The sequence below is a fragment of the Daejeonella rubra genome (assembly GCF_900103545.1).
Classification (GTDB): domain Bacteria; phylum Bacteroidota; class Bacteroidia; order Sphingobacteriales; family Sphingobacteriaceae; genus Daejeonella; species Daejeonella rubra.
On record NZ_FNHH01000005.1, the window covers coordinates 155064 to 181469 of the forward strand.

Here is a 26406-nt window from a genome sequence, read left to right on the forward strand (position 1 = left end):
AAACATGAAACTTATCATAAAAAAAATATTTTTTACCCTTCCCCTGCTGTCATTGGCCATTGCCTTATTTGCACAGCAGCCTGAACAGATCTTGAAGGCATCGGGAAGTCCGGCGAATCCAAAAGTACCAATGAGCTGGAACCGCTACAATGATTATGCAGCCATCACTGAAGTCTGTAAGAAATTAGCAAAGGCCTACCCTGATCTCGTTAAAGTGGAATCGATGGGTAAGTCTTTTATGGGAAAAGAGATGTGGGTAATGACCATTTCCGACTTTAAAACCGGCGACCCTTCAAAAAAGCCTGCCATGTATATTGACGGAAATATCCACTCGAATGAAATTCAGGGCAGTGAGTTTGCCCTGTACACTGCCTGGTACCTTGCCGAATCATTTGCAGACACAAAGCACATTCAGGAACTTCTGGCTGATAAAACCTTTTACATAGCTCCAACCATTAATCCGGATGCACGTGATAACTTCATCCATGCTGCAAACAATGCAAACTCACCACGCTCGGGCATGATCCCGGTTGATAATGACAGGGATGGTTCTATAAATGAGGACGGATACGATGACCTTGATGGCGATGGACATATCGTTTTCATGCGCCGAAAAAATCCGAATGGTCGTTTCATAGCTGACCAGGATGATCCGAGAAGAATGATCAGTGTAGGCGTTGATCAGCAGGGAGAATATGAATTATTGGGCTATGAAGGCATTGATAACGATGGAGATGGAGATGTAAATGAAGATGGTGAAGGATTTTATGATCCTAATCGTGATTGGGCATGGAACTGGCAGCCAAACTATATCCAGAGCGGAGCCTATAAATATCCATTTTCATTGCCTGAAAACCGGTCCATCGCTGATTTCGTAATGAAGCATCCCAATATTGCTGCAGGTCAGTCATACCATAATAATGGTGGAATGATCTTGCGCGGACCTGGTGCTCTCGAAGATCTTGACACCTACAATGCACAGGATGTTCAGGTTTACGATGCTTTGGGAAATAAAGGAGAAGAACTGATCCCCGGCTATAAATATTTAGTGGTTTACAAGGATCTGTACTCTGTATTCGGCGGCGAACTTGATTGGTTCTACGGAGGCCGTGGTATTTATACATTTTCCAATGAACTCTGGACCAACTTTCTGATGTATAATAAAGCGGGAGATAGCAATTCACAGGCAACTCAATATTCCTTTGACCGCAACCTGTTATTTAATGATGCATTTGTGAACTGGAAAGCATTTAAGCACCACCAATATGGAGATATTGAAATTGGTGGATTTAAAAAATCCTTTGGCCGTTTACATCCGGGATTTCTTCTGGAGAGTGATGCGCACCGAAATATGTCATTCACTTTATACCATGCCTACCATACTCCAAAGCTTTCGGTAGAAGAGATCTCTGAAAAGGATCTTGGCGGAGGCTTAAAAGAGGTAACTGCGGTGATTGCAAATAAGCGGTTAATGCCAACTCATTCCAGTCAGGATCTGAAATATAAGATCGAAGTGCCTGATATGATCAGCCTGACCGGTCCGAAAGTGATCGCAGGTATGATCGTCAATAACCGGGATCTTAATATCACCTCTGAACAAAAGAATGATGCGGAAAATATCAGAGTTCCGAATATTCCGGGAAACAGCACGGTTACCGTTCGCTGGATCATTCAGAATGCCGGTAAATATTCTGTTAAGGTTGACAGCAAAAAAGGCGGAATTGCCAGCAGATCTAACTAGAAAAAGATATGAGAGCTATAAGCATCACCACCGTTTTACTATTGATCAGTAGTCTGATATTCGCACAAGCTGATAAAGCCTTTTTTAAAGATTTGGAAGCATTGAAAGGTAAAACTTTTTATGGCAAGGCTATATATATGCCCGATACCATAAAAGCGAATGATTTTTGGGGTAAAAAATTAAGCTTCAAAGTAAATCAGCATAAAAGATCTGAGCTGCGCATGCCCTTTCAAGTTGGTGAAAATAAATCTCGCACCTGGATTCTCACAAAAACCAAAAATGGAATACAGCTGAAGCACGACCATCGCCATGATGATGGAAGTCCGGATAGTATCACTAATTATGGCGGAGATTCTGACATAAAGATAAGCACAGCACTGGCGCAGTATTTTCCGGCAGATGAATTTACTGCAAAACTTCTTCCTGCAGCAGCAACAAACCGCTGGATCATGGAATTTAGCCCCGATAAAAAGAAATTTTACTATATCCTTGAACGCAATAATATACTTCGGTTCAAGGCTGAATTTAATTTAGAAAACTAAAAAGCTTATATAACAAAATATGAAACCTGCATGAGCTTACCGCTCACAAACCGGAATGAATAAGCTCATGCAAGCTTCATAACCATTAAAAAACAAATTATATTCTGATGAAAAAACTATTAATCTTCTTATTGATCGCCAGCTATCTATCTGCAAATGCACAGGATCTGGGCACCCTTAGTGTGGAAAAGATCATGCGTGATCCTAAATGGATGGGTGTTTCTCCATCAAATATTCAATGGGATAACAACAGCCGTACTGTTTATTTTAACTGGAATCCGGAAAGCGTAAAAGAGGATCCGTTATACCAGATCTCTATCGATAGCCGCAAACCACAAAAAACATCGGATGATTTTAAGAGATCCTTAAACAAAGGATCCATAAGCTACTCAAAAGACAGATCAAAAGTGCTTTTTGAACGAAACGGAGATATTTTTATCCGTAATGTGAGCTCGGGACAGGAAAACACCCTCACCAGCACTTTGGAACGGGAAAATAATCCGGTATTTAATGCAGATGAAAGCAAAGTATTATTCCAGCGTGGCGACAACCTGTTCAGTATGGCAGTAAATGGTGGCACACTTGTTCAGCTGAGCAACTTTACCCGTACAAGGAAACGTCCGGAAAGTGCTTTGAGCAAACAGGATCAGTGGCTAAGACAAGACCAGATCAATGAGTTCGAGATCATCAAAAAAAGAGAGGAAGATCGTAAGAACAGGGAAGAAAAAAACAAGGCCGATGCAGTAAAGGGTCCAAAAGAATTCTATCTGGATGAGCGTAGTTTTCTAATGAGCGTTCGCCTGAGTCCGGATGAAAAATATATCGCCTTCCGTTTAATGAAACGTGCCGAAGGAAACAAGAATACAATAGTTCCGAATTATATCACCGAAAGCGGATATACCGAAGATATCAACGGTCGCACCAAGGTTGGTAATGCATTGGCAGTTAACGAAAGTTATGTGTACGATATAAAAAGAGATACTATTTATCCGATCATAACGAAGGACATCCCTGGGATTAAGGACCTGCCTGATTATTTAAAAGACTATCCCAAACAACTCGAAGAACGAACCAAGAAGAATGAGGACCGTAAAGTTTCGATCAATGGCCCCTTCTGGAATGCGGACGGATCACATGCTGTAGTGGTTGTTTCGTCATTGGACAATAAGGATCGCTGGATCATGAAACTGGATCAGCAAAGCGGAAAACTATCTCTGTTAGACCGTCAGCGTGATGAAGCATGGATTGGTGGTCCGGGTATTGGCGGATTTTTTGGCGGTGCCAATCTGGGATGGCTTGACAGCAATACCATTTATTTCCAGAGCGAAGCAACAGGATATTCACATATCTATACTTTGAATGTGAATACTGGAGATAAAAAACAGATCACATCCGGGAAATATGAAGTACAGAGCCTCCAGTTATCAAATGATAAGAAGAGCTTTTACTTAAGTGCGAACATGGAGCATCCGGGTATCACCCACTTTTACAGGATCCCGGTACAAGGCGGAACATCTGTTAAACTGACTTCCATGAAGGGCGGCAATGAGGTTAGCCTTTCTCCCGATGAAAAATGGCTGGCAATCAGACATTCCTCTTCTAATAAACCATGGGAGCTTTTTATCCAGGAAAATAAAGCCGGGGCAAAACCTGAGCAGATCACAAATTCACCAAGTGAAGAGTTTAAATCTTATGCCTGGAGAGAGCCGGAAATGGTAAAATTCACCAACCGTTATGGCTCAGATGTCTATGCACGTGTTTACAAGCCTGAAAAACCGGCCCCATCTAAGCCGGCTGTGGTATTTGTTCATGGTGCCGGGTACCTGCAGAATGTACATTATTGGTGGAGCCAATACTTCAGGGAGTATATGTTCAACAACTTATTAGCCGATAACGGCTATACAGTGATCGATATTGACTATACAGCCAGTTCAGGCTATGGTCGTGATCACCGTACAGGGATCTATCGTCATATGGGAGGAAAAGACCTCACTGATAATGTTGACGGAGTAAAAATGCTGGTTGAAAAATATGGTGTTAATCCGGAGAATGTTGGAATTTATGGAGGATCATACGGTGGTTTTATGACCCTGATGGGCTTATTTACTACCCCGGAAGTTTTTAAATCCGGTGGTGCTTTACGTTCAGTTACCGACTGGGCTCATTACAATCATGGTTATACTGCAAACATTCTCAATGAACCAGCAAATGACGAACTGGCATACAAAAGAAGTTCGCCGATCTATTTCGCAGAAGGACTGAAAGGAAACCTGCTGATGGCTCACGGAATGGTGGATGTGAATGTCCACTTTCAGGACATTATCCGTTTATCCCAGCGCCTGATAGAACTTAAAAAGGATAATTGGGAACTTGCTGTTTACCCGGTTGAAGATCATGGATTTGTTGAACCTTCGAGCTGGACCGATGAATATAAACGCATCTTTAAATTATTTGAGAATACATTAAAAAAATAGGTGAAATTGCTTAAAAAGCACATTTAAGGCGGCTAGACAAGCGATAAATGAAAATAAAAATGTGGAAAACTTATTTGAGAAAAATAATGAAAAGTTGTAATTTTATAAAATAAAGGTTAATCAAACTTAAGGCCATTTGTTCAACGAATAGTTAAACGCCTTTCAGTCATGCAGAGATTGTACTCTGAGAGACGGATAAAAGCTTTAAGGTATACAAGTTTTTAATTGTAATTTTTGGGGGAAGCGGTCAGATAGTTAATATCTGACCGCTTTTTTCATTTAAGAGTAATTGAAACTCTCCGGACAGGTAGGATTTTTAGTCCAAATCGCTTGTGCACGCGTATCGCGTGTTCACTTATTAAATATGTTATAACCAGAAATATTATCTACCCCCTGTTAAGTAAATTTTTTGTGTCATCCTGATTAAGCATTCTTTTTTGGTTATTTTCGAAATTCACTCTTCGTAAATTATGAATTTTCGCCAATTAGGATTTAGTATATTTCTCCTCATTCCCTTAATTGTTTCCGGGCAAACCTCAGCGCAGTATAACTCTGCAGAGATCAAACTCGGACTAAAAAAGTTGAATGTACTGGGTTCCGCATTATATATTGCGGCGCATCCTGATGATGAAAACACAAGACTGCTGGCATTTCTGGCAAAAGAAAAAAAATATAGAACCGGCTATCTTTCTCTTACCAGAGGAGATGGGGGCCAAAATCTGATCGGAAATGAGCAATCTGAATTACTGGGACTGATTCGCACCCAGGAATTACTTGCAGCCAGGCGAACTGATGGTGCTGAACAGTTCTTCTCCCGGGCAATTGATTTTGGATTCTCCAAAAATTCGGAAGAGACCTTTCGTATCTGGGATAAAGAACAAATTCTGGCAGATGCCGTTTGGGTAATCCGAAAATTCCGGCCTGATGTTATTATTACACGCTTTCCTGAAGATGCACGTGCAGGTCATGGACAGCATGCCGCATCAGCCATCATCGCCCGTGAGGCATTTTTAGCAGCAGCCGATCCAAAACGTTTTCCTGAACAACTGAAATTTGTTCAGGTCTGGTCGGCAAAGCGCATCGTTTGGAACACTTATAATTTTGGCGGATTAAACACCACTTCCGATGATCAGCTAAAGTTGGATGTTGGAGCATTTAACCCATTACTTGGAAAAGGGTATGGCGAAATTGCAGCTGAAAGTCGTACAAACCATAAAAGTCAGGGTTTTGGAAGCGCAAAACAACGCGGACAGTCATTTGAATATTTTTCTCATACAAAAGGCATATCTGCAAAAGCAGATCTTTTCGAAAATATTAATTCAAACTGGAACCGGATTCCGGGAGGCGAAGAAATTGGAAAGATGATCGGTCTTGCCGATAAGAATTTCAATGCAGACAATCCTTCAGCCTCGGTTCCGGCCATGATCAGTATTCTGAAATCATTGGAAAAATTGCCTGACGGTTATTGGAAAGAGCTGAAATCAAAAGAGCTGAAGGATCTGATCGCAGGCGCTGCCGGTCTTTGGTTTGAAACCTATGCTACCCAGCCTGTACATTCATTGGGTGATAGTATAAAACTTCGGTCTGAGGTTCTTATCCAGTCAGGATTGCCTGTCAGATTCCTTTCTGTTGGAGGGAAATACCAATCTGCAGATCTTAAGAACGGTTTTTCAAAAAGTATTGAAGGAAGCATAATTGCAGAATCAATAACAGAACCCTATTGGTTAAAAGAGAAGCATCCCAATGGGATGTTCATGATCAGTGACCAGAACTTGGTTGGTCACCCCGAGAACCCTGCTCCGGTTCTGATAAATTTCAGTTTCAATATCGCTGGAAAAGAGATCTCCTACCAGCGTCCTGCAGTTTTTAAATATACCGATCAGGTTCGTGGAGAGGTATATCAGCCACTGATCATTGCTCCTCCGGTAACGGCAAGTATTGCAGACAAGGCCTATGTTTTTACAGGAAATACTGCTAAATTAATACAGATTCAGCTAAAAAGTTATCGCGATAAAAATACAGGAACCGTCATTCCCAACATACCGGCAGGATGGAAAGTTGAGCCTGAAAAAATTGAGTTCAACTTTGCAAAAAAGGGTGAGGAAAAAGCAGTTCAATTTAAAATAACCCCAAGTGATGGCTCTATTTCGGGGGTATTTGCTCTTAATATCCAAACATCACAGGGAAACTTTAACCGCGGCAACAGAGTAATTAATTATGAGCATATCCCACTTCAAACATTATTCCCATTAGCTGAAGCCAGAATTGAACGGGTTGACTTATTAACAGGAGGAAAAAAAATCGGATATCTTACAGGTGCCGGCGATCTGATTCCAGAATCCTTGCAGCAGATTGGCTATCAGGTCAGTATTCTAACAGAAGCAGAGATCATGAACACCGATCTGGCACAGTATGATGCTATTATTAGCGGTTTAAGAGCATATAACGTCAATGAACGGTTAAATCTGATGCAGCCAAAACTCATGGATTATGTGAACAATGGTGGCACATACCTGGTGCAGTATAATGTGAATAACCCTCTTTTAGTACAAAATATCGGACCCTACCCTTTCAAAATCTCCCGCGACAGGGTGACAGAAGAAAATGCAGCTGTTACATTTCTAGAAAAAGACCATCCGGTGCTGAACTATCCGAATAAAATCAGTCAAAAAGATTTTGATGGCTGGATTCAGGAAAGAGGTTTATATTTCACTACAGACGCTGATGCTAAATACAGTCGTATTTTAAGTATGAACGACCCTGGAGAACCGGCAAAAGATGGCTCATTACTGGTAGCGGATTATGGCAAGGGGAGATTTGTTTATACCTCCCTTGTATTTTTCAGGGAATTACCCGCAGGAATACCCGGTGCATACAGATTATTTGTAAATTTGATCACTAAAAAAAGATAAAAAAAATGAAAACCGAAAACACTTCAACAAGCAATAGTATCTATTACATTATTCCGGCTGTATTATGTGGTGTTTTAACTGCATGCGTGGTATCGGGATCCATAGGCCATATCATTTTAGGAGCGGTATTTGGACTTCTCTCTGCCGGTTTCTGGATCAATGTTGTTCAGCATAATGAAGAAGCCTGATCAGGAACATATTCCTTTTGTTAAGACATGGAACCAGTTTTATTATCTTCTGATAATATGGCTGGTACTATTGATCGTATCTTTTTATCTGTTCACTAAAACTTTTGAATGAGCGGTATAGACTGGATAGTGCTTTTTGCTACCCTTTTTATAATTGTCGCTTATGGCATTTATAAGAGCCGGGGGACAGAGAATATCGATGGTTACCTGCTTGGGAATAAATCATTTCCATGGTATAGTGTCACCCTTTCTGTGATGGCTACTCAGGCCAGCGCAATTACATTTCTTTCTGCTCCGGGACTTGCATTTTCATCCGGGATGGCATTCGTACAATTTTATTTCGGACTGCCTTTGGCTATGATCGTGCTTTGTATTACGTTCGTGCCCATTTTTCATAAACTAAAGGTTTATACTGCCTACGAATTTCTGGAAAAACGCTTTGACCTAAAAACAAGGGCTCTGACCGCATTCCTGTTTCTTGTTCAACGCGGCCTTTCGACTGGAATTACCATTTACGCCCCCTCCATCATTCTATCAACCATTCTGGATATTGATACCACTTATACCACACTTTTCATCGGCGGACTTGTAATTAGTTATACCGTTTACGGGGGGACAAAAGCGGTTTCCTATACTCAAATGCTCCAGATGACCGTCATATTTTCGGGCTTGTTAATTGCTGGAATTTTAGTCGTTAAGCTGCTTCCTGAGAGTGTTGGATTTGGAAAAGCACTTCAGATAGCGGGTAAAATGGGACGCACCAATGCCATTGATTTTTCCTTCGACTGGAATAATCAATATACGGTATGGAGTGGCCTGATCGGCGGTTTTTTCCTGCAGTTATCTTATTTCGGAACAGACCAAAGTCAGGTGGGTCGTTATCTCACTGGCTCATCTATAGGTCAGAGCCGTTTGGGATTATTGATGAATGGATTGGTAAAGATCCCTATGCAGTTCCTGATCCTGCTTATTGGAGTGCTTGTTTTTACATTCTATCAGTACCACCAGCCACCAGTTTTCTTCAATAGCTATGAATTAGGAAAATTAGAAAAAAGCGCTTACGGAAAAGATCTTGAGAAGATCAAAACAGATTATTCTAATGCCTTTGTTGAGAAACAGGCTGAGATAAACCGGCTCGAACTTGCACTTGATGCTGAGGATGAGACGGCCATTAATACCCAAAGGACCATTCTGGAAGCAGCGGATAAAAAAACAAAAGCGATCCGGCAGCAGGCAGTTGATTTGATGAAAAAGAACGACCCTGAAGCCGAAACAAATGATAATAATTATGTTTTTCTAAGTTTTGTAACACGCTATCTACCACAGGGACTCATTGGATTACTTATTGCGATCATCTTCCTGGCATCTATGGGTTCAACTGCCAGTGCTTTAAATTCGCTGGCCTCAACAACTGTTGTGGACATTTACAAACGACTGATCAATCAAAACGCTTCAGATGAAAAGTATCTTTCAGTATCCAGATGGGTCACCATTATCTGGGGATTCTTAAGCATCCTGATGGCATTATATGCGAGTAAAATGGGTAATCTCCTCGAAGCGGTTAATATTTTAGGCTCCTTATTCTATGGTACGATACTCGGAATTTTTGTGGTTGCTTTTTACCTGAAAAAGATTGGAGGCTCTGCCACATTCATTGCAGCCATCATCACTGAAGTGATCGTATTCAGTTGCTGGATGATGGACATCATGGCTTTCCTATGGCTGAATGTGGTAGGATGTGTTCTAGTTGTTCTGATAGCCATGATACTACAGGGATTCCAAAAAAAGGCATTAGAAAAACCCGCGTTTTAAGAGTCCGATCAATCAATCCATTGAACGATTATGTTCCGGAGAATCAACCGGCAAGTAATAGAATCGTTAGCCCTATTACAACCAGGCCATGTAATATCATAAGAGCCTTCTGGTAAAGTGGCATTCCATTAGAAAAATTACTAAGATTAAAGGGAACGAATCCCATCGCTAAAGCAAGAAAAATAATTGCTACTGTCAGATCTTTATTAATCAGATTAATAATTCCAAGCATCAGGAAAATAATATAGATTAATCTATTATGTTTCCTTGTTTCCGGTTTTATTGAATTTGGAGTTTGTATCATCTCTTCTGTTTGTACTGTACTTGTTTGTTAAAATATGACCCGAATTAAAATTCTTCAGATTCCAGATCTGCAATGTTTTTTTGTAGTAGTATGAGATGCTTACCAAAGCTATGTTTTACCAATATTTTAGCCAGATAATGGCAAGCAGGTATAAAAACAACTAATAAAACAATTAGGATCAGTAGCATGTAAGGTCTGGCCATAAAAGCCTCAATTGATTTTGAGGAACCAAGTGCTCCTCCAAGTATGAAACTGCCGGTAATACTAAATGGATAAATAAGTAAACCCATCCTTAGGTGTGTTTTAGTCCAGAGTTTAACAGAGTTGTGCTGAGCTTTTAACACTTCCAAAACTGACTGATCAGCAGAGATCGAGAGATTAATACTTTTATACTGCTTGAAAGCACTTAGGATTCCCCAGATGTGTACGATCAATAGAATAATAATTCCTGCCTTAATTTGCCAGAAATCAATAATAAAAAATAATACCAGATACAGACAGTTAAAAAAAGTAGCCCACATCATATTGTAGAAAAAGCTTCTTCTGATCATTTTCAAGGGATTATTTGAATGCACCCCGCCTATTGCAGGAATATTGAGCAAGGAGGAAAGATCATTATCCTGCAAATAATTCATTTGCTTCCAGTTTTGTTCTGCGTTCATTTTTATCGTTTTAATAGGTTTGAAATTTGTTCTTTACAACGATGAAGTTTTACCGAAACATGATTATTGGATATCCCCATAAATTCTGCTATTTCATTGTTTTCATATCCATCCAGGTGCATAGAAACAATCGCCCTATTCGTTTCAGACAATAATCTGATTGCCTGCCGTAGCCGCATTGAATCATCATTATATGTCGAATTAGTATCCGTTAGCGGGGAGATGTCATTCAATGAATCTATGTAATCGATCCGGCTTGGCTTCCTTCTTAATGTCAGCAGTGTATTCAGTGAAATCCGGTAAAGCCAGGTACTGAATTTAGAATCGCCACGAAATGCAGGCCAGCCCTTCCATGCATTTAAGAGTATCTCCTGGTACATATCCTTTTTTTCATCTGCATCATTGGCGTAAATACTAACCAGCTTATAAATGATACCCTGATTTTCCTTTATTAGAGTTAAAAATCTATTTTCACTCACAGTATAATTTTTTAATTCAAGATTAAATTTAAATAGATGGAATTAAATACGAATGCCAACTATACAATAAGTAACAGAAATGCAGAGGAAATTACAAAGGATCGTAAATAATTTCAAAAGCCTGCTAACCCAATGAAAGTTCCATCAGGACAGCAGGCTTAAAAAATTTATTTTTGTGTAACTATTGCTTTAATGGTTAGCCTTCGAATTCGGGCGCTTACTTAAAAATCCATCAAAAAGATATAAGACAATAATTATATCTGTGAAAAAGAAGATATTTATTGTGGTGCTGTTAACATAGTTGGACGTGTCAAATTCAGGCAATTTATATTCAGGCATATCCAATCCACTTTGCTGAGTCCAGTCGGTCTGATAAAATAAAACACCAAGCAAAGCAGTGATCGTGATCAGAAAAAATGCTGTAATTCCATAAATGACCCTTTTATCGATCAGAGACTTGACCGAGCCCGGAACAGGCTCCAACTGGATCTTATCCATTACATTTCTACTGAAACTCATAGATGGCTCATCCAGATCCAATGAAGAAACACTTAAATGTATTGACCTTAATTCTTCATACAAGGCCCGGAATTCAGAATCCGATCCGATCAATTGTTTGGTAAATTCTCTTTCCTGATCTGTTCCTGTTCCATCCAGATAGTCCCAGATCCTCTGTTCAAGATTGTTCATATTAATTCCCTCACTTCCTGATGTAATATATTTTCAATTTTTTCTTTCAAACGATGTCTCGCTCTGTGCAGTTTCACTTTTACCGTATTAGCTTCCATTCCCAATGTCTGTCCAATCTCTTCCAGTGATTGTTCACCCTGGTAAAAAAGAGTTATGATCGCGGCATCATCCGGCAAAAGACGGGAGATCGCTAAATTCACAAAAACCATTTTCGATTTATGTTCCACCTCATTTGATGACAGATCAGAAACCTGGCTTTCCAGTTGAAGAAGGCTTGATTCATCGTCAATAGATTGAGTATCGAGCCTCTTTTTCCTAAGGAATGTCATGGAGGTGGTATAAACAATACTATAAAGCCAGGTACTGAATTTGGAGGTCTGCTTAAAGGTATGTAAAGCGCGATAAGCTTTAATAAAGCAATCCTGTGCAATTTCCTCAGCATCTTCACGGCTTTTTGAAAACCTCAGGGCAAGTGTGAATACAAATCGCTGATGACGCTTGATAAGTTGGGCATAAGCCTGCTTATCACCTTCCAGCACTTTGCTAATTAACTCTATATCTGATTTATTCTCCTGCATCGATCATCATCTCTGACGCTAGTTTAATGGTAGAGGTTACATCATCTTTTATGAATATAAAATTAATTTTTCAGGCAAACGTGTAACCTGATCAGAAAAGTGGTTGTCATAGTTTTCAGATTCAACGATCTGCAAAGAAATTTTTTAATTTTTAACCGTATAAACTTAATGTCATGGAATTTTTAATACCAATTTTACTGGGCCTTGGCCTATTCGCTGCCCTATTCGGAATCCGTTATCTGCAGAACAAAGAAAACATGCTGATGATCCAGAATGGGATGGATCCCAGTGTGCGCAGGCCAAAAGGTCAGTCATTTACCACATTGAAGGCGGGCTTATTAATGATAGGTTCAGGACTTGGCCTGTTTCTGGCATTTGTGCTTGATAACACAGTTTTGAACTTTAATCATGGAGATTTAGGCAATAATGATGAAAATGCTGCTATTTATTTTTCACTGATCGCCATATTCGGTGGATTGGGCCTGTTCATCTCACATCTGATCGAGAAAAAAGCAAACGAAGAAAAATAGAATTGTAATGAGCATAACAAGTCATTCACCCTGGATTTGATTCCGGTTGAGTGGCTTGTAATCTTATGTTTTAGGGATTATAGCCACAGTAAGCCTGCTGATACAATTCATTTTACCCCGGTCGTCATACAGTTTAATATCCCAGACATGGGTTTTACCACCGATATGAATGGGTGTACAAATACCTGTTACAAAGCCTGATTTTACCGGCCGGAGGTGATTTGCATTTACCTCCAGACCCACTCCAATATATTTATCAGAATTGATGACCATATTTGAAGCCACACTACCTAATGATTCGGCCAGAACTACCGAAGCGCCTCCATGCAGGATGCCATAGGGCTGATGGGTCTTTTCATTGACAGGCATACGGGCTGAAACAGAATCAGGACCAATCTCTGTAAATTCAATTCCTAAAAGATCTCCAATATGGCCTTTGGGGCGCCCGTTGAGTTCTTCTACCGTATATTCTCTTGACCAGATCATAAATATCTTTGCTTCAGAATAGCAGAGTGATGGTTTACGTGTCCGGCCATAATGAAGATCAAAGCTCTCACACTGATGGGCTTTTCATTTGAAACTCCGGAGCGATCGGTCTCAGCCTCATTAAAGGATCTGATCAGATACATATTTGCCTTTCGCAAAGCTGCAAACTCATCTGCAAGGCTTTCCAAACTCCTGTCTTCAAAGTGAGCATTTGATACATAATTATTCTCATCAAATCCCGGCAAGGGAGTAGTATCATTACGGGCAATGCGTAAGGCACGATAAGACATTATTCGCTCAGTGTCAATCACATGGCCTGCCAGTTCCTTTATCGTCCACTTACCTTCAGCATAGGCAAATGAAGCCTTTTCCTGAGGGATATTCTTTAACAGAGCAGTAAATGAATCGATTTGATGTTCGAGTTCTGACAAAACATCATCGCTTACAGTATCGACATATCCTTTATAAAAAAGGGGAAATTCTTCAGCTTGTGGTCGCTTCATAGGTCATATTACTTTTTAAAACTATCCGGAAGGTTGTACCCTTCCCTATTTCGGAATCCTTAACAAAAACACTGCCCTGATGGTAATTTTCTACAATTCTCTTGGTCAGGGAAAGGCCAAGTCCCCAACCCCGTTTTCTGGTAGTATATCCGGGCTGGAAAACAGTATCAAATTTAAGCCGGGGAATACCCGCACCTGTATCTGTGATATCAATGAAAACCTGCTCCTTAACGAGGTTTTCTTTAATCTCAATTTTAATGCTTCCCTGACCCTCAATGGCATTTACAGCATTTTTTAGAATATTTTCGATAACCCAGTCAAACAGGGGAACATTGATCAGTGCCTCAACATGCTTATCGCCGGAAAGAATAAACTCAATCTTATCACTCACTCTCACCCTGAAATAATTGACAAATTCTTCAACTACTTCATATACCACATGATTATGCAGAATTGGCTTTGAGCCGATCTTGGAAAATCTATCCGCGACCATTTCAAGTCGCTTGACATCATTCTCCATTTCGATGATCAGAGGATCATCAGGGGCATTAAATTTTGATTTAAGAAGCTCTACCCAGGCCATTAATGATGAGATCGGGGTTCCTAACTGATGAGCTGTTTCCTTCGCCAGACCTACCCAAACCTGATCCTGTTCCGATTTTCTGGAGGAATTAAAAACCCCATATGCAACCAGCAGAAAGATAGCGATTACCGACAACTGTACATAAGGAAAGGCCCTTAACTGGGTTAATAAGGTAGAATCCTTATAGTAGACGTACCATTTTTCATTATTCCGATTGTTTAATTCGAGAACAATAGGCTGAGGATGCTGGGATTTCATCGCTTTCAGCTGAGATTTAAAATATTTGGGATCGTACTTTTTCTTAGAATCAGCTTCCAGATCAAAATTTGTTTTTGTACTGTCAAGCCCGCGCCAGGTGATGATATTTTCAGCAGAATCCACCACAATTGCAGGAACTGCCAAACTATCCCGCATACTGTAGATAAAGGTTATATACTCATCATTCACATCGGGCATTGCGATAATATTACGGGTACTTTTTGCCCATAATTCAGCTCTGGTACGCTCCGCGGTTGATATATTCCTTACCAGATAATCGGTGTACCAAAGCGATGCCCCAACAATTATTGTTGCAAATGCCAGTAAAATAAACTTCCAGCGGCGTTTCCTTTCGTATGGATTCATATATTTCAGCAAATTACAAAAGGAAATGCAATTGTAATACCATAGCAGACGAAAATAATGGTATTTGAAATGTACTGTGTCTAAACTGTCGGATTTGAAATCCCACTAATTTACTCCGAACTGACAACACATAACCAACAACTGATAACATTCTTTTATCTTTGCCTCATGCCTGATATCACTAAAAAAGTAAGAGTACGATTTGCCCCAAGCCCTACCGGTGGATTACACCTGGGAGGAGTTAGAACTGTGTTATTTAATTATTTATTTGCCCGTAAACATGGCGGCGACTTTATCCTGAGAATTGAAGATACTGACCAAAACCGTTATGTTGAAGGTGCAGAACAATATATTTTAGATTGTCTTGCATGGTGCGGATTAAATCCGGATGAAGGCCCGAAAAATGGTGGTCCCTTTGCCCCTTACCGCCAAAGCGAGCGCAAGGCAAATTACAGGATCTATGCAGAACAACTAGTCAGAGATGGCTATGCCTATTATGCATTTGATACCACAGAGGAGCTGGATGAACAGAGGCAAAAAACACCAAACTTTCGCTATGGGCATGAAAACCGCAGTTTTATGCGGAATTCATTGAACCTTTCTGCAGAAGAAACCAAGGAATTACTTGATCAGGGAGTTCCTCATGTGATCCGCATCAAAGTTCCTGCAGATGAAACGCTGCATTTTGTGGATATGATCCGAGGAGATGTCAGCTTTGACACGAATCTGGTTGATGATAAAGTATTATTAAAAGCCGATGGTATGCCAACTTACCATCTGGCGGTGGTTGTTGATGACTATCTTATGAAGATCAGCCATGCCTTCAGAGGTGAAGAATGGCTTCCTTCAGCACCAGTACATATCCTTCTCTGGGAATATCTAGGATGGAAAGCAGATATGCCGGAATGGGTACACCTTCCGCTGATACTTAAACCCGATGGCAATGGTAAACTGAGCAAGCGCGATGGCGACAGACTTGGATTCCCGGTTTATGCCATGAACTGGACAGATCCAAAAACAGGAGAAACAACCCGCGGTTTCCGTGAAATGGGCTACCTTCCTGAAGCATTCGTGAATATGCTTGCTCTTTTGGGATGGAATGACGGAACGGAGCAGGAGATCTTCAGTATGGATGAACTGATTGAAAAATTCAGCATCGAAAGGGTCAGTAAGGCAGGTGCGAAATTCGATTTTGAAAAGGCAAAATGGTTTAACCATGAATATATTAAGAGATCTGAAGTAGCAGATATCAGGGATCTGGTTTTCAATATTCTTAAAGAGAAAGGCATTCAAATATCTGATAATGAATACTTTGAAAAAGTGCTTTCGGCTGTAAAAGAGCGGATGATCTTTCTTCAGGATTTCTGGGAGCAGGCATCTTTCTTCTTTGAACAGCCCGCAACCTACGATCTGAATGCCGTAAAGCCTAAATGGACCGAAGCTAAAACCGAATTCTTTAATGAGCTGATCAAAACCTATGAGGCAATCTCGGGTTCCGAAGAGTGGGAAACTGTGAATCTGGAGACTGTTTTCAAAGCATTAGCTGAAGAAAAAGGTATCAAACCGGGAGAATTGATGCTACCATTCAGGGTCATGCTTGTTGGCGGCAAATTCGGTCCGGGGGTATTTGATATTGCTGTGCTTATTGGAAAAGATGAAACGATCAGGAGGATTCAGAAAGCACTGATTGCTTTTACTGAAGAATAAAAAGAGGAAAGGAGGATTTTCGTTCGGCTAATGCTGGTGCATGCGTATCGCGTGTGCTTTTACTAAAAGAAAGAACCACCCCCTTTAATTCCAGCGGTGGATACTGGACGGCCAGGGAAATTTGTATCGTCCTAAAAAAAGTTTACAGGTTTTATTTAATCCTGAAATATGTTTACAGGTTTTTTGTTGTCCTGAATTGGGTTTACTATTTAATTATCCGGATAACAGTGGTTATATTTAGATAACCTAATCCTTCAAAGTGGACACTATCTTTCTAATCATATCTGCCAGACTCAGAACAGTATCCTGCTTGTTTCTGCTTGCCCTATTCCTATTTATTACCGGTTGTAAAAGTACAGAAACCGCCACCATGGGCATTATCAATGCCCGTATCTGGACAGGTGATTCTGAGCAGCCGTGGGCCAAAGCAATGGCCATTAGTGGTGATAAGATCTTCTATGTAGGTTCTTCTGCTGAGGTTGAAAAACTGATGTCGAAATCTTCTCTTCTGATCGATGCGAAGAACCAAATGGTTGTTCCGGGATTCAATGATTCGCATGTGCATTTTATGGATGGCGGATTCGGGCTTTCATCCGTTTCATTACGGGATGCCAAAACAAAACAGGAATTCATTAACAGAATAGCGGCATTTGCCAAAACTGTACCTCCAGGCACCTGGATCCTCAATGGCGATTGGGATCATACCAACTGGGGTGGAGAGCTTCCTGAAGCCAGATGGATCGACTCAGTTACCGCTGAACATCCTGTTTTTGTTCAGCGACTTGACGGGCATATGGGGCTGGCAAATTCTGCTGCCATGAAGCTATCAAAGATCAGCAAGGCAACAGCAGATGTGGAAGGTGGTACTGTGATCAGGGACGAAAATGGAATACCAGCTGGTATTTTTAAAGATAATGCGATGGGTCTGATCTTTAAAAACGTTTCAGATCCTTCCGATGAATTAAAGGATCGGGCTTTGAAAGCCTCCATGAAATATGTTGCTGAAAATGGAGTCACTTCCGTGCAAAGTATGGGTACCTGGGATGATCTGGAAGTGTACAGAAGGGCCGCAAAAAAAGATAGTCTGCAGACAAGGATATACGCCGTTGTACCGCTCGATTCCTGGAAAAAATTAAGCGAAGAGGTTAAAAGATCAGGTCGGGGAGATAACTATTTGAAGATCGGCGGATTAAAAGGATTTGTTGATGGCTCACTTGGCTCACATACCGCAGCGTTTATGAAGCCCTTTAGCGATACCCCTGCCGACAGTGGTTTTATGGTGTCTTCAGTAGAAGATCTCTATCAGGCAGTTTCTGCAGCGGATAAAGCAGAATTACAGGTAATGGTTCATGCCATTGGCGACAAGGCCATTCATGAACAGCTCAATATTTTTGAACGTGTTCAGAAAGAAAATGGAACACGCGATCGCCGTTTCCGGATCGAGCATGCACAACATATTGCCCCGGAAGATCTGACCCGGTTTAACTCCTTATCTGTCATCGCCAGCATGCAGCCTTACCATGCAATTGATGATGGCCGCTGGGCTGAGAAAGTAATCGGACCAGAACGAATAAAAACCACCTATGCCTTTAAAAGTCTGCTGGATAATAAGGCTGTTCTGGCTTTCGGCAGCGATTGGTTTGTGGCTCCTCCAACACCACTGGAAGGAATTTATGCTGCTGTTACGCGACGGACACTTGATGAAAAAAATTCAGAAGGTTGGGTTCCGGAGCAAAAGATCAGTGTTGAGCAGGCACTAAAAGCCTATACCTTCGGATCGGCATTTTCGGCTTTTGATGAGGCTCAAAAAGGAGTCCTTAAAAAAGGATTTTTAGCAGATTTTGTTATTCTTGATCAGGATATTACGGCTATTCCAGCAGAAAAAATAAGGAATGTCAAAGTGATGAAAACAATAGTAGGTGGTAAGATCGTTTTTGAAAATGACAAAAAATAGAGCTTTGCTATCCCTTCAATATATTTTATTTCCAGGTTTAGCCAAACATTGGTCTAATCATTGTTGTTATCCTGAAAACAAAAACAATCCGGAATTATGAAATGGTTAGGCAGACGCGGAAGCGGAAATATTGATGACAGACGCGGCATGAGCGGCGGCATGGTTGTTGGCGGAGGAAGTATAATTGTTATTATTCTTGGATTGCTTTTCGGTGAGGATGCTACAAACTTGTTAAGTCAGCTACCTATAAATGATGCAGCACAAACCGAAGGAAGGATTGGCTCTCCTACAGACGATGCAGGAAAATTTGCAGATGTTGTACTAGGTGATACTGATGAGATGTGGACCAAAATATTCAATGAAAATGGGGAAACTTACCAGGAGCCAACCATGGTACTTTTTGACAATTCTGTTTCTTCGGCATGTGGTTCAGCAAGCTCCGCTACGGGGCCATTTTATTGTCCTTCGGATCAAAAGATCTATATAGACCTTACATTTCAGGAAGAACTTAAAAACAGGTTCGGTGCAGGCGGTGATTTCCCTATGGCTTATGTTATCGCCCATGAAGTAGGGCATCATGTCCAAAATCAATTGGGTGTTTCTGAGAAAGTTCAGCGAATGCGAAGCAGCCTGGGTGAAACAGAATATAACCGCTTATCGGTCCAGCTTGAACTGCAGGCCGATTTTTATGCCGGTATCTATGCCAATTACATTCAAAAACTTCAACATGATGGTAAAAGTGTGCTGGAGGATGGCGATATTGAAGAAGCATTGATGGCAGCAAGCGCCATTGGTGATGACCGCATACAAAAGCAAACACAGGGGCAGATCGTTCCGGATTCATTTACTCATGGTACTTCTGCGCAACGTATGAAATGGTTTAAAAAGGGTTATCAAACCGGGGATATCAGTCAGGGGGATACTTTTAATGCGAGAGATCTGTAGTTATTGATAAATTACTGGTAATCAATATATTTATCGCCAAACTTCCTACGAAATAACTGGCATTCAAACTTCGTCATTTCGATGAGCGAACCAAAAAATTGAAATAAAACAAAATTATAGCGAAGAGAAATCTGTTGATCAGGAAGAGTGATTTTGATCATGAGATTTCTCATCGTTCCTCTTTCGAAATGACGGAAAATTTGAACAACCCAATCATATCTCACATCTCAACACCCCCTACACATCACTCCTCAATACCTCCAAAGGTGGCCGGTTCAATATTCCGCGGCTATTGAAAAGTCCGATCAGGACAGTTAAGGAGGTTATTATTAAAAATAATAATGCTACAGGTAAAATATCCGGCGTGAAGCTAGTTTCAAAGGTAAATCTTGCTAAAGACCAACTCGCAAGGAGCGATAAAATGATTCCGGCACCAGCAGCCAAAGCCCCCAGGAAAAAATATTCAAGTGCAGTGATCACCAGAATCTGTTTACGGCTTGCTCCTATGGTTCTCAATAAAACACTCTCTCTTATCCGCTGATACTTACTGATCAATACCGATGAGATCAGTACAATTAAACCAGTAATAATGCTGAAAGCGGCCATAAACCGGATCACAAAACCCATTTTATCAAGGATCTCATCAAGAACACTCAATACTAATCCCAGATCGATCATTGAGATATTCGGGAATGTACGAACGACAGCCTGCTGATATTTTGCAGAAATCTCATTGGATGGAACCTGAGTTAATAATACGTGGAACTGCGGTGCATCTTCAAGCACGCCAGCCGGAAATATCAGTATAAAGTTTGTCTGAATACGATTCCAATCCACTTTTCTGGTACTTCCAACCAGAGCTTTAAGTGGAGCTCCCTGTACATTAAATTTCAGTTCATCTCCAACTTTCACACCAATACGACGGGCATAACCATCTTCAATAGAAACATATACTGGTTTGCCCGGCTCGGCCTTTCCGATCCATTTGCCATCAATTATCTCTTCCGAATCACTCAGACTATCCCGGTAGGTTACCCTGTATTCGCGCTCCAACCCGCGCATCGCTCCCCAGGCAACACTATCCTTTTTATAATCAGCAGCTGTTCGGCCTTTGATCTCGGTCATTCTCATATTCACGATCGGCACTTCCTGAAGAACAGGAAGGTTCATGCTTTTTGTCAGGTTTGAAACCGCTACCTTCTGATCCGACTGAATATCAAAAAGTACCATATTCGGCTGATTCTTACTCGATGAAAGTGTCACCCGGTTGATCAGGATATCCTGCACAAAGAAAAGCGTGCAGATAAAGGCTGTCCCAAGTCCGATGGACACCACAAGGATCAATGTTTGATTATTAGGCCTGAACAAATTCGCGAAACCCTGTCGCCATAAATAACTCCAGGAGGATGGGAAATACCTTCGCGCCAGCCACATCATCGCATAGGCCAATGCCGCTAAAACTAAAAATCCTGCCAGAACACCTGCAGTAAAGAAAACGGTTTTCTTAAGCGAGCCCATCTGCAAATAGGTAAAACCAAATACAAACGAAACGATGATGAAATAAACCAGCCATTTTACCGGATCCTTAAATAAGGAAGTCTCCTGAAAAGAAAGCCTCAGCGTATTCAGCGGAGAAATATTCCTGACCGAAACAAGCGGCAGCAATGCAAATAAAATAGAAATGATGAGTCCCAGTAGTATTCCCTGAGCGATTGCAGCCCATGAAATAGCAACAGTGATCTTAACTGGTAAAAAGTCAGCCAGCACCATTGGCAAAAACTGCTGGATCAGTGTTCCCAGCAATGCACCGATCATGGAACCGATCAAACCGATGCCGACTATTTGTATGAGATAGATGATGAAAGCCTGTCTTGAGCTGGCACCCAGGCAGCGCAGGATAGCGATCGTGTTGATCTTTTCGCGGATATAAATATGGATAGCACTTGCTACACCTATGCAGCCTAATAAAAGTGCGATGAAGCCAACAAGCGCCAGAAATTCTGTGAGATCTTCAAATGATCGGCCTGTATTTTCCTTTCGGGATTCAATGGTTTCATAATCAAGTTCCGACTTTTCAAGCTGTGGCTCCAGTTTTTTAGCAAGCTTCTGAACATCCACCTCTTCTCCGAACTTATAATAAAAATTATAGGTGATACGGCTTCCTTTTTGTGAGAGTCCCGTTTCTTCCAGATAGGCAAGCGGAATATAAACGATCGGGGCTACGGAAGAGTTAAAGCCCGTCTGCCCGGGAGCTTTATTTAATACTCCGGCAATTTCAAATGTTAGTTCGCCAACCTTGATTGAATCACCAGGCTTGGCATCAAACTGCAGCATCAGTGTTTTATCTACCAGGGCCCTCTTTTCGAGGCGAAAGGTGCGGCTGGCAGTCGCGGGACTAGTCTCAATATCTCCGTAATATGGGTATTCACCGGATAATGCTCTCACATTGACCAATCGCGTGCCTTCACTCTTCGGGAAATAGATCATGGAAGCAAAAGCACGTTCTTCTGAGCGTTTATCTCCCAGTTTCATGAGCATCGGCATGGCATCTTCGCTGACAGTCTTATTGGTCTCGATTACCAGATCAGCACCCAGTAAGCTTTTCGCCTGTGAGTCAATATCCTTTTTGAGGTTATATTCGAAAGAATATATGGCCACCAGGGCTGCTATTCCAAGGATGATGGAAGAAATGAACAGAAATAAACGGGACCTGTTTCGTCTGCTGTCACGCCAGGCCATGAGTATGAGCCAGCTGAAGTTCAGCGGACTTTTATGCTGAACTTCCGGAATATCATTAAGCTCCGGCATGATTCAGATTTTGGGTGTTTGTTAATTCATCGGAAATTAAAGATCCACCCTTGATGCGGATTATTCTTTGCGTTTTGGAAGCTAGTTCAAGGTCATGCGTGACCAGAACCAGCGTAGTTCCCGCTTCCCTGTTCAGGTCGAATAATAATTTAACCACCTTTTCACTGGTTTCCGCATCCAGATTTCCGGTTGGCTCATCAGCAAATAATATTTTGGGAGAATTTGAAAAAGCACGTGCAAGGGATACCCGCTGCTGTTCTCCACCCGATAACTGACTCGGATAATGATGCCCGCGATCAGCTAAACCCACTTTTTCAAGTAATGCTTCTGCACGGGGACGAATATGTTTCTCGCCTCTCAGCTCCAGTGGAACCATCACATTTTCAAGAGCAGTTAAAGTGGGCAAAAGCTGAAAATTCTGGAAAATAAATCCTACATGCTGATTTCGAACATGAGCACGCTGATCTTCATTCAGATTATCCAGACGGATGTGATTTAGTTCAACAATGCCTGAAGACGAGCGATCTAAGCCTGCACATAAACCCAAAAGTGTAGTTTTACCACTACCTGAAGGACCAACAATTGCCATTGTTGAACCTGCTTCAATGGCAAAATTAATATCATCCAGAACAGTGAGTGTGTTACCCCCGCTTTGATAGGTTTTGCTTAGATTTTGAATATTCAGGATAATGTCCACTAGTTCAGGTTTTAATTTCAGTATTGATCGATCTTTCACGCAAAATAAACAAATTGAAGGTGTTATAATGTAAAATTCATCTCATATTATTGGATGGTAAATGGTAGGGGATGTTACACTTTCCGATTCAGATTCTGGTGGGGACAGGCAGTTGAATAGGTTGGTTTTTAGGAACTGTATCGTGCTACTTAATTTTGTCTGTAACTATCAATATATGAAATGCAATAGGTTGTAAAAAAACAGGTAAATTATTTTTTTAAATAAATGAAAATCAAATGAGTAAGCGGTAGTTTTATTTGTATTAACGGTTAGTATAGGTTAGATTTATTAATCTAAGGTACTCTCACTTGAAAAATATTATGCTACGGTATATCGGGGGTCTGGTCCTGTTTGCTGTTTTTATTCTCTCTGTAAATTCCCTGATTGCTGATCCAGCCAGTGGATATAAAGTATTTCCAAATGATCTTTATAAAGTACAGGAGACGGTTGTTTATGTAACTAACACTGGAACCAAATATCATAAATCTTCCTGCAGGTATTTGAATCAGAGTAAGATTAAGACTACCTTGAAGAAGGCAATGGCGGCAGGGAATGGGGCATGTAAGGTTTGTAAGCCGTAGATTTTTCTATTAAAAATTGTACTGTTACCGTGTAATCATTACCATTATGTTCTATTCTATCTAAAAAAATTTTTGTTCTTAATGTAGCTATTATTAATTTTCAATTCGGCTATCACTCAATTTAACTATAGCTATACCTTTTAATATCTACCCACAATATTCATTTTACACCCTATCCCCTTTTGCACTTGCAATTAACATGGACACTTTTATTCCAAAAACTTCATAAAGGTTTTTACTATTCATAGCCCCAATTACCTTCTTAGTCGTCAGTTCATTCCTCGAACTCTCCAAAAGAAAATCACAAATCTGTTCGATGTTTTCATCTGCGAACTGAAATTTTTTGGCGAATTTTCTGAGGAGCATATATTTATCATCAGATACGTTCTGATCTGCCTGGATAATAACAGCCAGATCATACAGATATTCAATTCTTTCATCCAAAGTTTCCAGAATGCTGAGCCCAAATACAGTATCAATCAATATCCTCTGTAATTGCTGAGTATCAATCCCCCTATGTGCTGCGAATTCATAAAGCTGTTTCAATTCCAGCATATCAAAGTTTTCATCAGAGCAGGCAATTTGAAATAGTCTTAAAAAGTGATTTTTAAGTTCATTGGATATTGTATGCATATTGATTCTTGTAGATTATATTTTCCGCAATTCAATTTTCAGCTAAATGTTAATCGGTTTTCCCCTTCACCCAATCAGCCACCGACCCACAACTATTAAAAATGCCAGTCCACCGATCGCGATAAATATTTGAAGCATTATAAAGGCACATCGAATTCCCGTTCCAATTGCCCGGTTAACAGCATCCTCATTTTTTCCAATTTTTAAATCATCCATGATACCTCCAATTACCGCCATAAAAATTACTACGGTCCAGATCCAATTAAAAAAATTAGATCAACAATTGATTTTGACCCGTATATTTTATTAAAAAAAACCCTTTACCAAAGTTGTTTTTATAAACAGTGTTTTCCTTACGGGAAACCGTAAGCGATAGATATTTCAATAAATTTATTGGGAAGTTTTAGAAAACCGGTTTAAGATCAGCTTAGCGTACTAGTGTCATTTCACAAATAATTTGACGAAAACCTCTGAATGCTAAGAAGGCTAAAATAATGGCAGTTTAATGTGACGATACCAGGATAAAACTATTGAAACTCTATTCGTCAATTAATTCGTGAGATGACACTGGATGATGGGTAACTGAAATGATTGAATAAAAAATACTGAGCCTTGGGATAGCCATATCGCTCAATAGCCCGGTGCTTTAGCTCCGGTTTTCAGCCCGGGCTTCAGCCCAAAACCTAAGCGACCGGAACAGAACAAATACTGGTGCTTCAGCGCCGAAATACCGATAACTAATCCAAATCTGCCATTCCCTAACCCGAATTTTTAGTATTCCAAAATTTTCAAATAGTGCAGTCTAAATACCTGCTATGTCATTTATAATATCTATCGGGCTAAAGCCCAATATATTTTTCCTCACATGTTACAGAATATTCGGCTGAAGCCCGAAAACGAACAAACTCGTTAACTCCAGCTAAAGCTGGAGCCTATTTAGCGGCCTTACTGGTGTCATGTCATTAATACTTTGACGAACACATCGAAATACTAAGGAGACTAAAATAAAATGGCGGCATACCTGTGACGATGAGAGGATGAAATTATTAAAATTTTATCCGTCAATTGATGAGTGACATAACACTAGTAAGATTTGCAGGAAGTGCTTATCCGGATTAACCACCCCCTTTAATTCCCCGCTCCAATGGAGTCCGTCGGACCAGCGGTGGACAAGGATGGCTAAGAAACATTTGCTATAATCTTGAATACAAATTTTGAGTGCAATTTTTTATCCGTCATGCTATCCAAAGATAGCTGGGGGTTTATATCAGATCACTCCAATATCCTTGCAGAATGCAATCAATTGCTCATTTTTAGTGAAGTTCAATGCTTCTTTGATATAATTCAAGCGCTTCTCTACGCTGCTTAAGCCATATGGTTTGATTTGCTTTTTCTCAAGATATCCAGGGATATCCTTTTGAAGCATGCCCTTTGATAGTGAGGTGATGAGAACTATATCGTACTCCTTGAATTCATAGGTGTTACTAAGCTGGATTGAACGCCTTAATTCAGTGCTCAGATATGTTTTTTTGTTGAAAATAGCTTCTAAAGCTAACTTTAGTTCTGTAACATCGCGCCGGGCTTTTCTTACAAAAGCGTCAATAGACAGCTCTTTAAATAAATTGTCTATAGTTGCTGGTTTGCTCTCGGCTGAAAACACGAGTATTTTTATATCGGGCTGAAACTCTTTTACAGCTTTGATCAGCTCAGTGCCAGAACTAATTTTTTGGGGAGTATCATCCTCATCAAAAGACAGGTCTGTGATCAGGAGATCGTATGGCTTACCACTCCTGATTGCATGCGAGATACGGGTGAGTGCATCATCGCAATAGTAAACATAGTCATTGCTCAATACCCCGAAATCCTCTAAAGCCTTCCTGATGGAAATATTAGAACTTTCGTGATCTTCAGCGATGAGTACCTTATTGAACATA

23 protein-coding genes are annotated in these 26406 nt (G+C 40.6%); 11 read left to right on the top strand and 12 right to left on the bottom strand.

All coding sequences use genetic code 11. The features are described 5' to 3' along the window. The first annotated feature begins 4 nt into the window (after nt 1-4). The 6 genes from BLR27_RS05470 to BLR27_RS05495 all read left to right on the top strand — a co-directional run bounded on the left by BLR27_RS05470 (nt 5) and on the right by BLR27_RS05495 (nt 9669). Nucleotides 5-1741 (top strand): M14 family metallopeptidase, encoded by a 1737-nt coding sequence (locus BLR27_RS05470; RefSeq protein ID WP_090701510.1) that lies wholly within the window; start codon nt 5-7, stop codon nt 1739-1741. A gap of 8 nt (nt 1742-1749) precedes the next feature. Continuing rightward, complete coding sequence (locus BLR27_RS05475; protein ID WP_090701513.1) at nt 1750-2283, top strand: hypothetical protein; 534 nt, start codon at nt 1750-1752, stop codon at nt 2281-2283. A 107-nt stretch (nt 2284-2390) separates the two neighbouring features. Continuing rightward, nucleotides 2391-4757 carry a S9 family peptidase gene (locus tag BLR27_RS05480; RefSeq protein WP_090701517.1) on the top strand — a complete coding sequence of 789 codons (2367 nt, stop codon included), beginning with the start codon at nt 2391-2393 and terminating at the stop codon, nt 4755-4757. A 470-nt stretch (nt 4758-5227) separates the two neighbouring features. After that, the gene (locus tag BLR27_RS05485; RefSeq protein ID WP_090701520.1) at nt 5228-7669 is read left to right on the top strand and encodes a PIG-L family deacetylase; all 2442 of its coding nucleotides are present in this window, start codon (nt 5228-5230) and stop codon (nt 7667-7669) included. Nucleotides 7670-7674: 5 nt separating this feature from the next. Continuing rightward, on the top strand, nt 7675-7857 hold the full coding sequence (locus BLR27_RS05490; RefSeq protein WP_090701523.1) for a hypothetical protein: 183 nt from the start codon (nt 7675-7677) through the stop codon (nt 7855-7857). Nucleotides 7858-7965: 108 nt separating this feature from the next. Beyond that, complete coding sequence (locus BLR27_RS05495; RefSeq protein WP_090701526.1) at nt 7966-9669, top strand: sodium:solute symporter; 1704 nt, start codon at nt 7966-7968, stop codon at nt 9667-9669. A 43-nt stretch (nt 9670-9712) separates the two neighbouring features. Here BLR27_RS05495 and BLR27_RS05500 read toward each other — a convergent pair whose 3' ends face one another. The 5 genes from BLR27_RS05500 to BLR27_RS05520 form a co-directional block, all read right to left on the bottom strand. Continuing rightward, the gene (locus BLR27_RS05500; RefSeq protein WP_090701530.1) at nt 9713-9973 is read right to left on the bottom strand and encodes a hypothetical protein; all 261 of its coding nucleotides are present in this window, start codon (nt 9971-9973) and stop codon (nt 9713-9715) included. 44 nt (nt 9974-10017) lie between these two features. Beyond that, nucleotides 10018-10635 carry a hypothetical protein gene (locus BLR27_RS05505; RefSeq protein ID WP_090701533.1) on the bottom strand — a complete coding sequence of 206 codons (618 nt, stop codon included), beginning with the start codon at nt 10633-10635 and terminating at the stop codon, nt 10018-10020. A 2-nt stretch (nt 10636-10637) separates the two neighbouring features. After that, entirely contained in the window at nt 10638-11114 is a 477-nt protein-coding gene (locus BLR27_RS05510; protein ID WP_090701536.1) for an RNA polymerase sigma factor, read from the bottom strand. Between the two features lie 189 nt (nt 11115-11303). Beyond that, nucleotides 11304-11804, bottom strand: coding sequence for an anti-sigma factor (locus tag BLR27_RS05515; protein ID WP_090701540.1), 501 nt, complete (start codon nt 11802-11804; stop codon nt 11304-11306). After that, complete coding sequence (locus tag BLR27_RS05520; protein WP_090701543.1) at nt 11801-12382, bottom strand: RNA polymerase sigma factor; 582 nt, start codon at nt 12380-12382, stop codon at nt 11801-11803. Before BLR27_RS05520 ends, BLR27_RS05515 begins: the two co-directional genes overlap by 4 nt. Before the next feature lie 173 nt (nt 12383-12555). Here BLR27_RS05520 and BLR27_RS05525 point away from each other — a divergent pair, with 173 nt between their 5' ends. Further along, nucleotides 12556-12912, top strand: coding sequence for a DUF6249 domain-containing protein (locus tag BLR27_RS05525; protein WP_090701547.1), 357 nt, complete (start codon nt 12556-12558; stop codon nt 12910-12912). 63 nt (nt 12913-12975) lie between these two features. Here BLR27_RS05525 and BLR27_RS05530 read toward each other — a convergent pair whose 3' ends face one another. From BLR27_RS05530 to BLR27_RS05540, 3 genes are read right to left on the bottom strand one after another with little or no spacing between them, the layout of a single operon-like run. After that, nucleotides 12976-13398: a hotdog fold thioesterase gene (locus tag BLR27_RS05530; protein WP_090701550.1), complete on the bottom strand. Its 423-nt coding sequence runs from the start codon at nt 13396-13398 to the stop codon at nt 12976-12978. Then, a complete protein-coding gene (locus BLR27_RS05535; RefSeq protein WP_090701554.1) occupies nt 13395-13901 on the bottom strand; it encodes a DinB family protein in 507 nt (168 codons plus the stop codon). The genes BLR27_RS05530 and BLR27_RS05535 overlap by 4 nt, the downstream gene beginning before the upstream one ends. Further along, a complete protein-coding gene (locus BLR27_RS05540) occupies nt 13882-15108 on the bottom strand; it encodes a sensor histidine kinase (RefSeq protein WP_090701557.1) in 1227 nt (408 codons plus the stop codon). Before BLR27_RS05540 ends, BLR27_RS05535 begins: the two co-directional genes overlap by 20 nt. Nucleotides 15109-15276: 168 nt before the next feature. Here BLR27_RS05540 and gltX point away from each other — a divergent pair, with 168 nt between their 5' ends. The 3 genes from gltX to ypfJ all read left to right on the top strand — a co-directional run bounded on the left by gltX (nt 15277) and on the right by ypfJ (nt 19714). Then, a complete protein-coding gene (gene gltX, locus BLR27_RS05545) occupies nt 15277-16815 on the top strand; it encodes a glutamate--tRNA ligase (protein WP_090701560.1) in 1539 nt (512 codons plus the stop codon). 259 nt (nt 16816-17074) lie between these two features. Then, entirely contained in the window at nt 17075-18769 is a 1695-nt protein-coding gene (locus tag BLR27_RS05550) for an amidohydrolase (RefSeq protein ID WP_221406297.1), read from the top strand. Between the two features lie 96 nt (nt 18770-18865). Continuing rightward, entirely contained in the window at nt 18866-19714 is an 849-nt protein-coding gene (gene ypfJ, locus BLR27_RS05555; RefSeq protein WP_090701564.1) for a KPN_02809 family neutral zinc metallopeptidase, read from the top strand. Nucleotides 19715-19951: 237 nt separating this feature from the next. On the opposite strand, the gene BLR27_RS05560 is transcribed toward ypfJ, so the two are convergent. Beyond that, nucleotides 19952-22522, bottom strand: a complete 2571-nt coding sequence (locus tag BLR27_RS05560; protein WP_221406298.1) for an ABC transporter permease — start codon at nt 22520-22522, stop codon at nt 19952-19954. Further along, nucleotides 22509-23219, bottom strand: coding sequence for an ABC transporter ATP-binding protein (locus BLR27_RS05565; RefSeq protein ID WP_090701688.1), 711 nt, complete (start codon nt 23217-23219; stop codon nt 22509-22511). The genes BLR27_RS05560 and BLR27_RS05565 overlap by 14 nt, the downstream gene beginning before the upstream one ends. 359 nt (nt 23220-23578) lie before the next feature. Here BLR27_RS05565 and BLR27_RS05570 point away from each other — a divergent pair, with 359 nt between their 5' ends. Then, on the top strand, nt 23579-23839 hold the full coding sequence (locus BLR27_RS05570) for a hypothetical protein (protein WP_090701568.1): 261 nt from the start codon (nt 23579-23581) through the stop codon (nt 23837-23839). Between the two features lie 165 nt (nt 23840-24004). Here BLR27_RS05570 and BLR27_RS05575 read toward each other — a convergent pair whose 3' ends face one another. Next, entirely contained in the window at nt 24005-24472 is a 468-nt protein-coding gene (locus BLR27_RS05575; protein WP_176767615.1) for a tellurite resistance TerB family protein, read from the bottom strand. A 1267-nt stretch (nt 24473-25739) separates the two neighbouring features. After that, nucleotides 25740-26405: a response regulator gene (locus tag BLR27_RS05580; RefSeq protein ID WP_090701571.1), complete on the bottom strand. Its 666-nt coding sequence runs from the start codon at nt 26403-26405 to the stop codon at nt 25740-25742. Nucleotide 26406 lies beyond the last annotated feature (1 nt).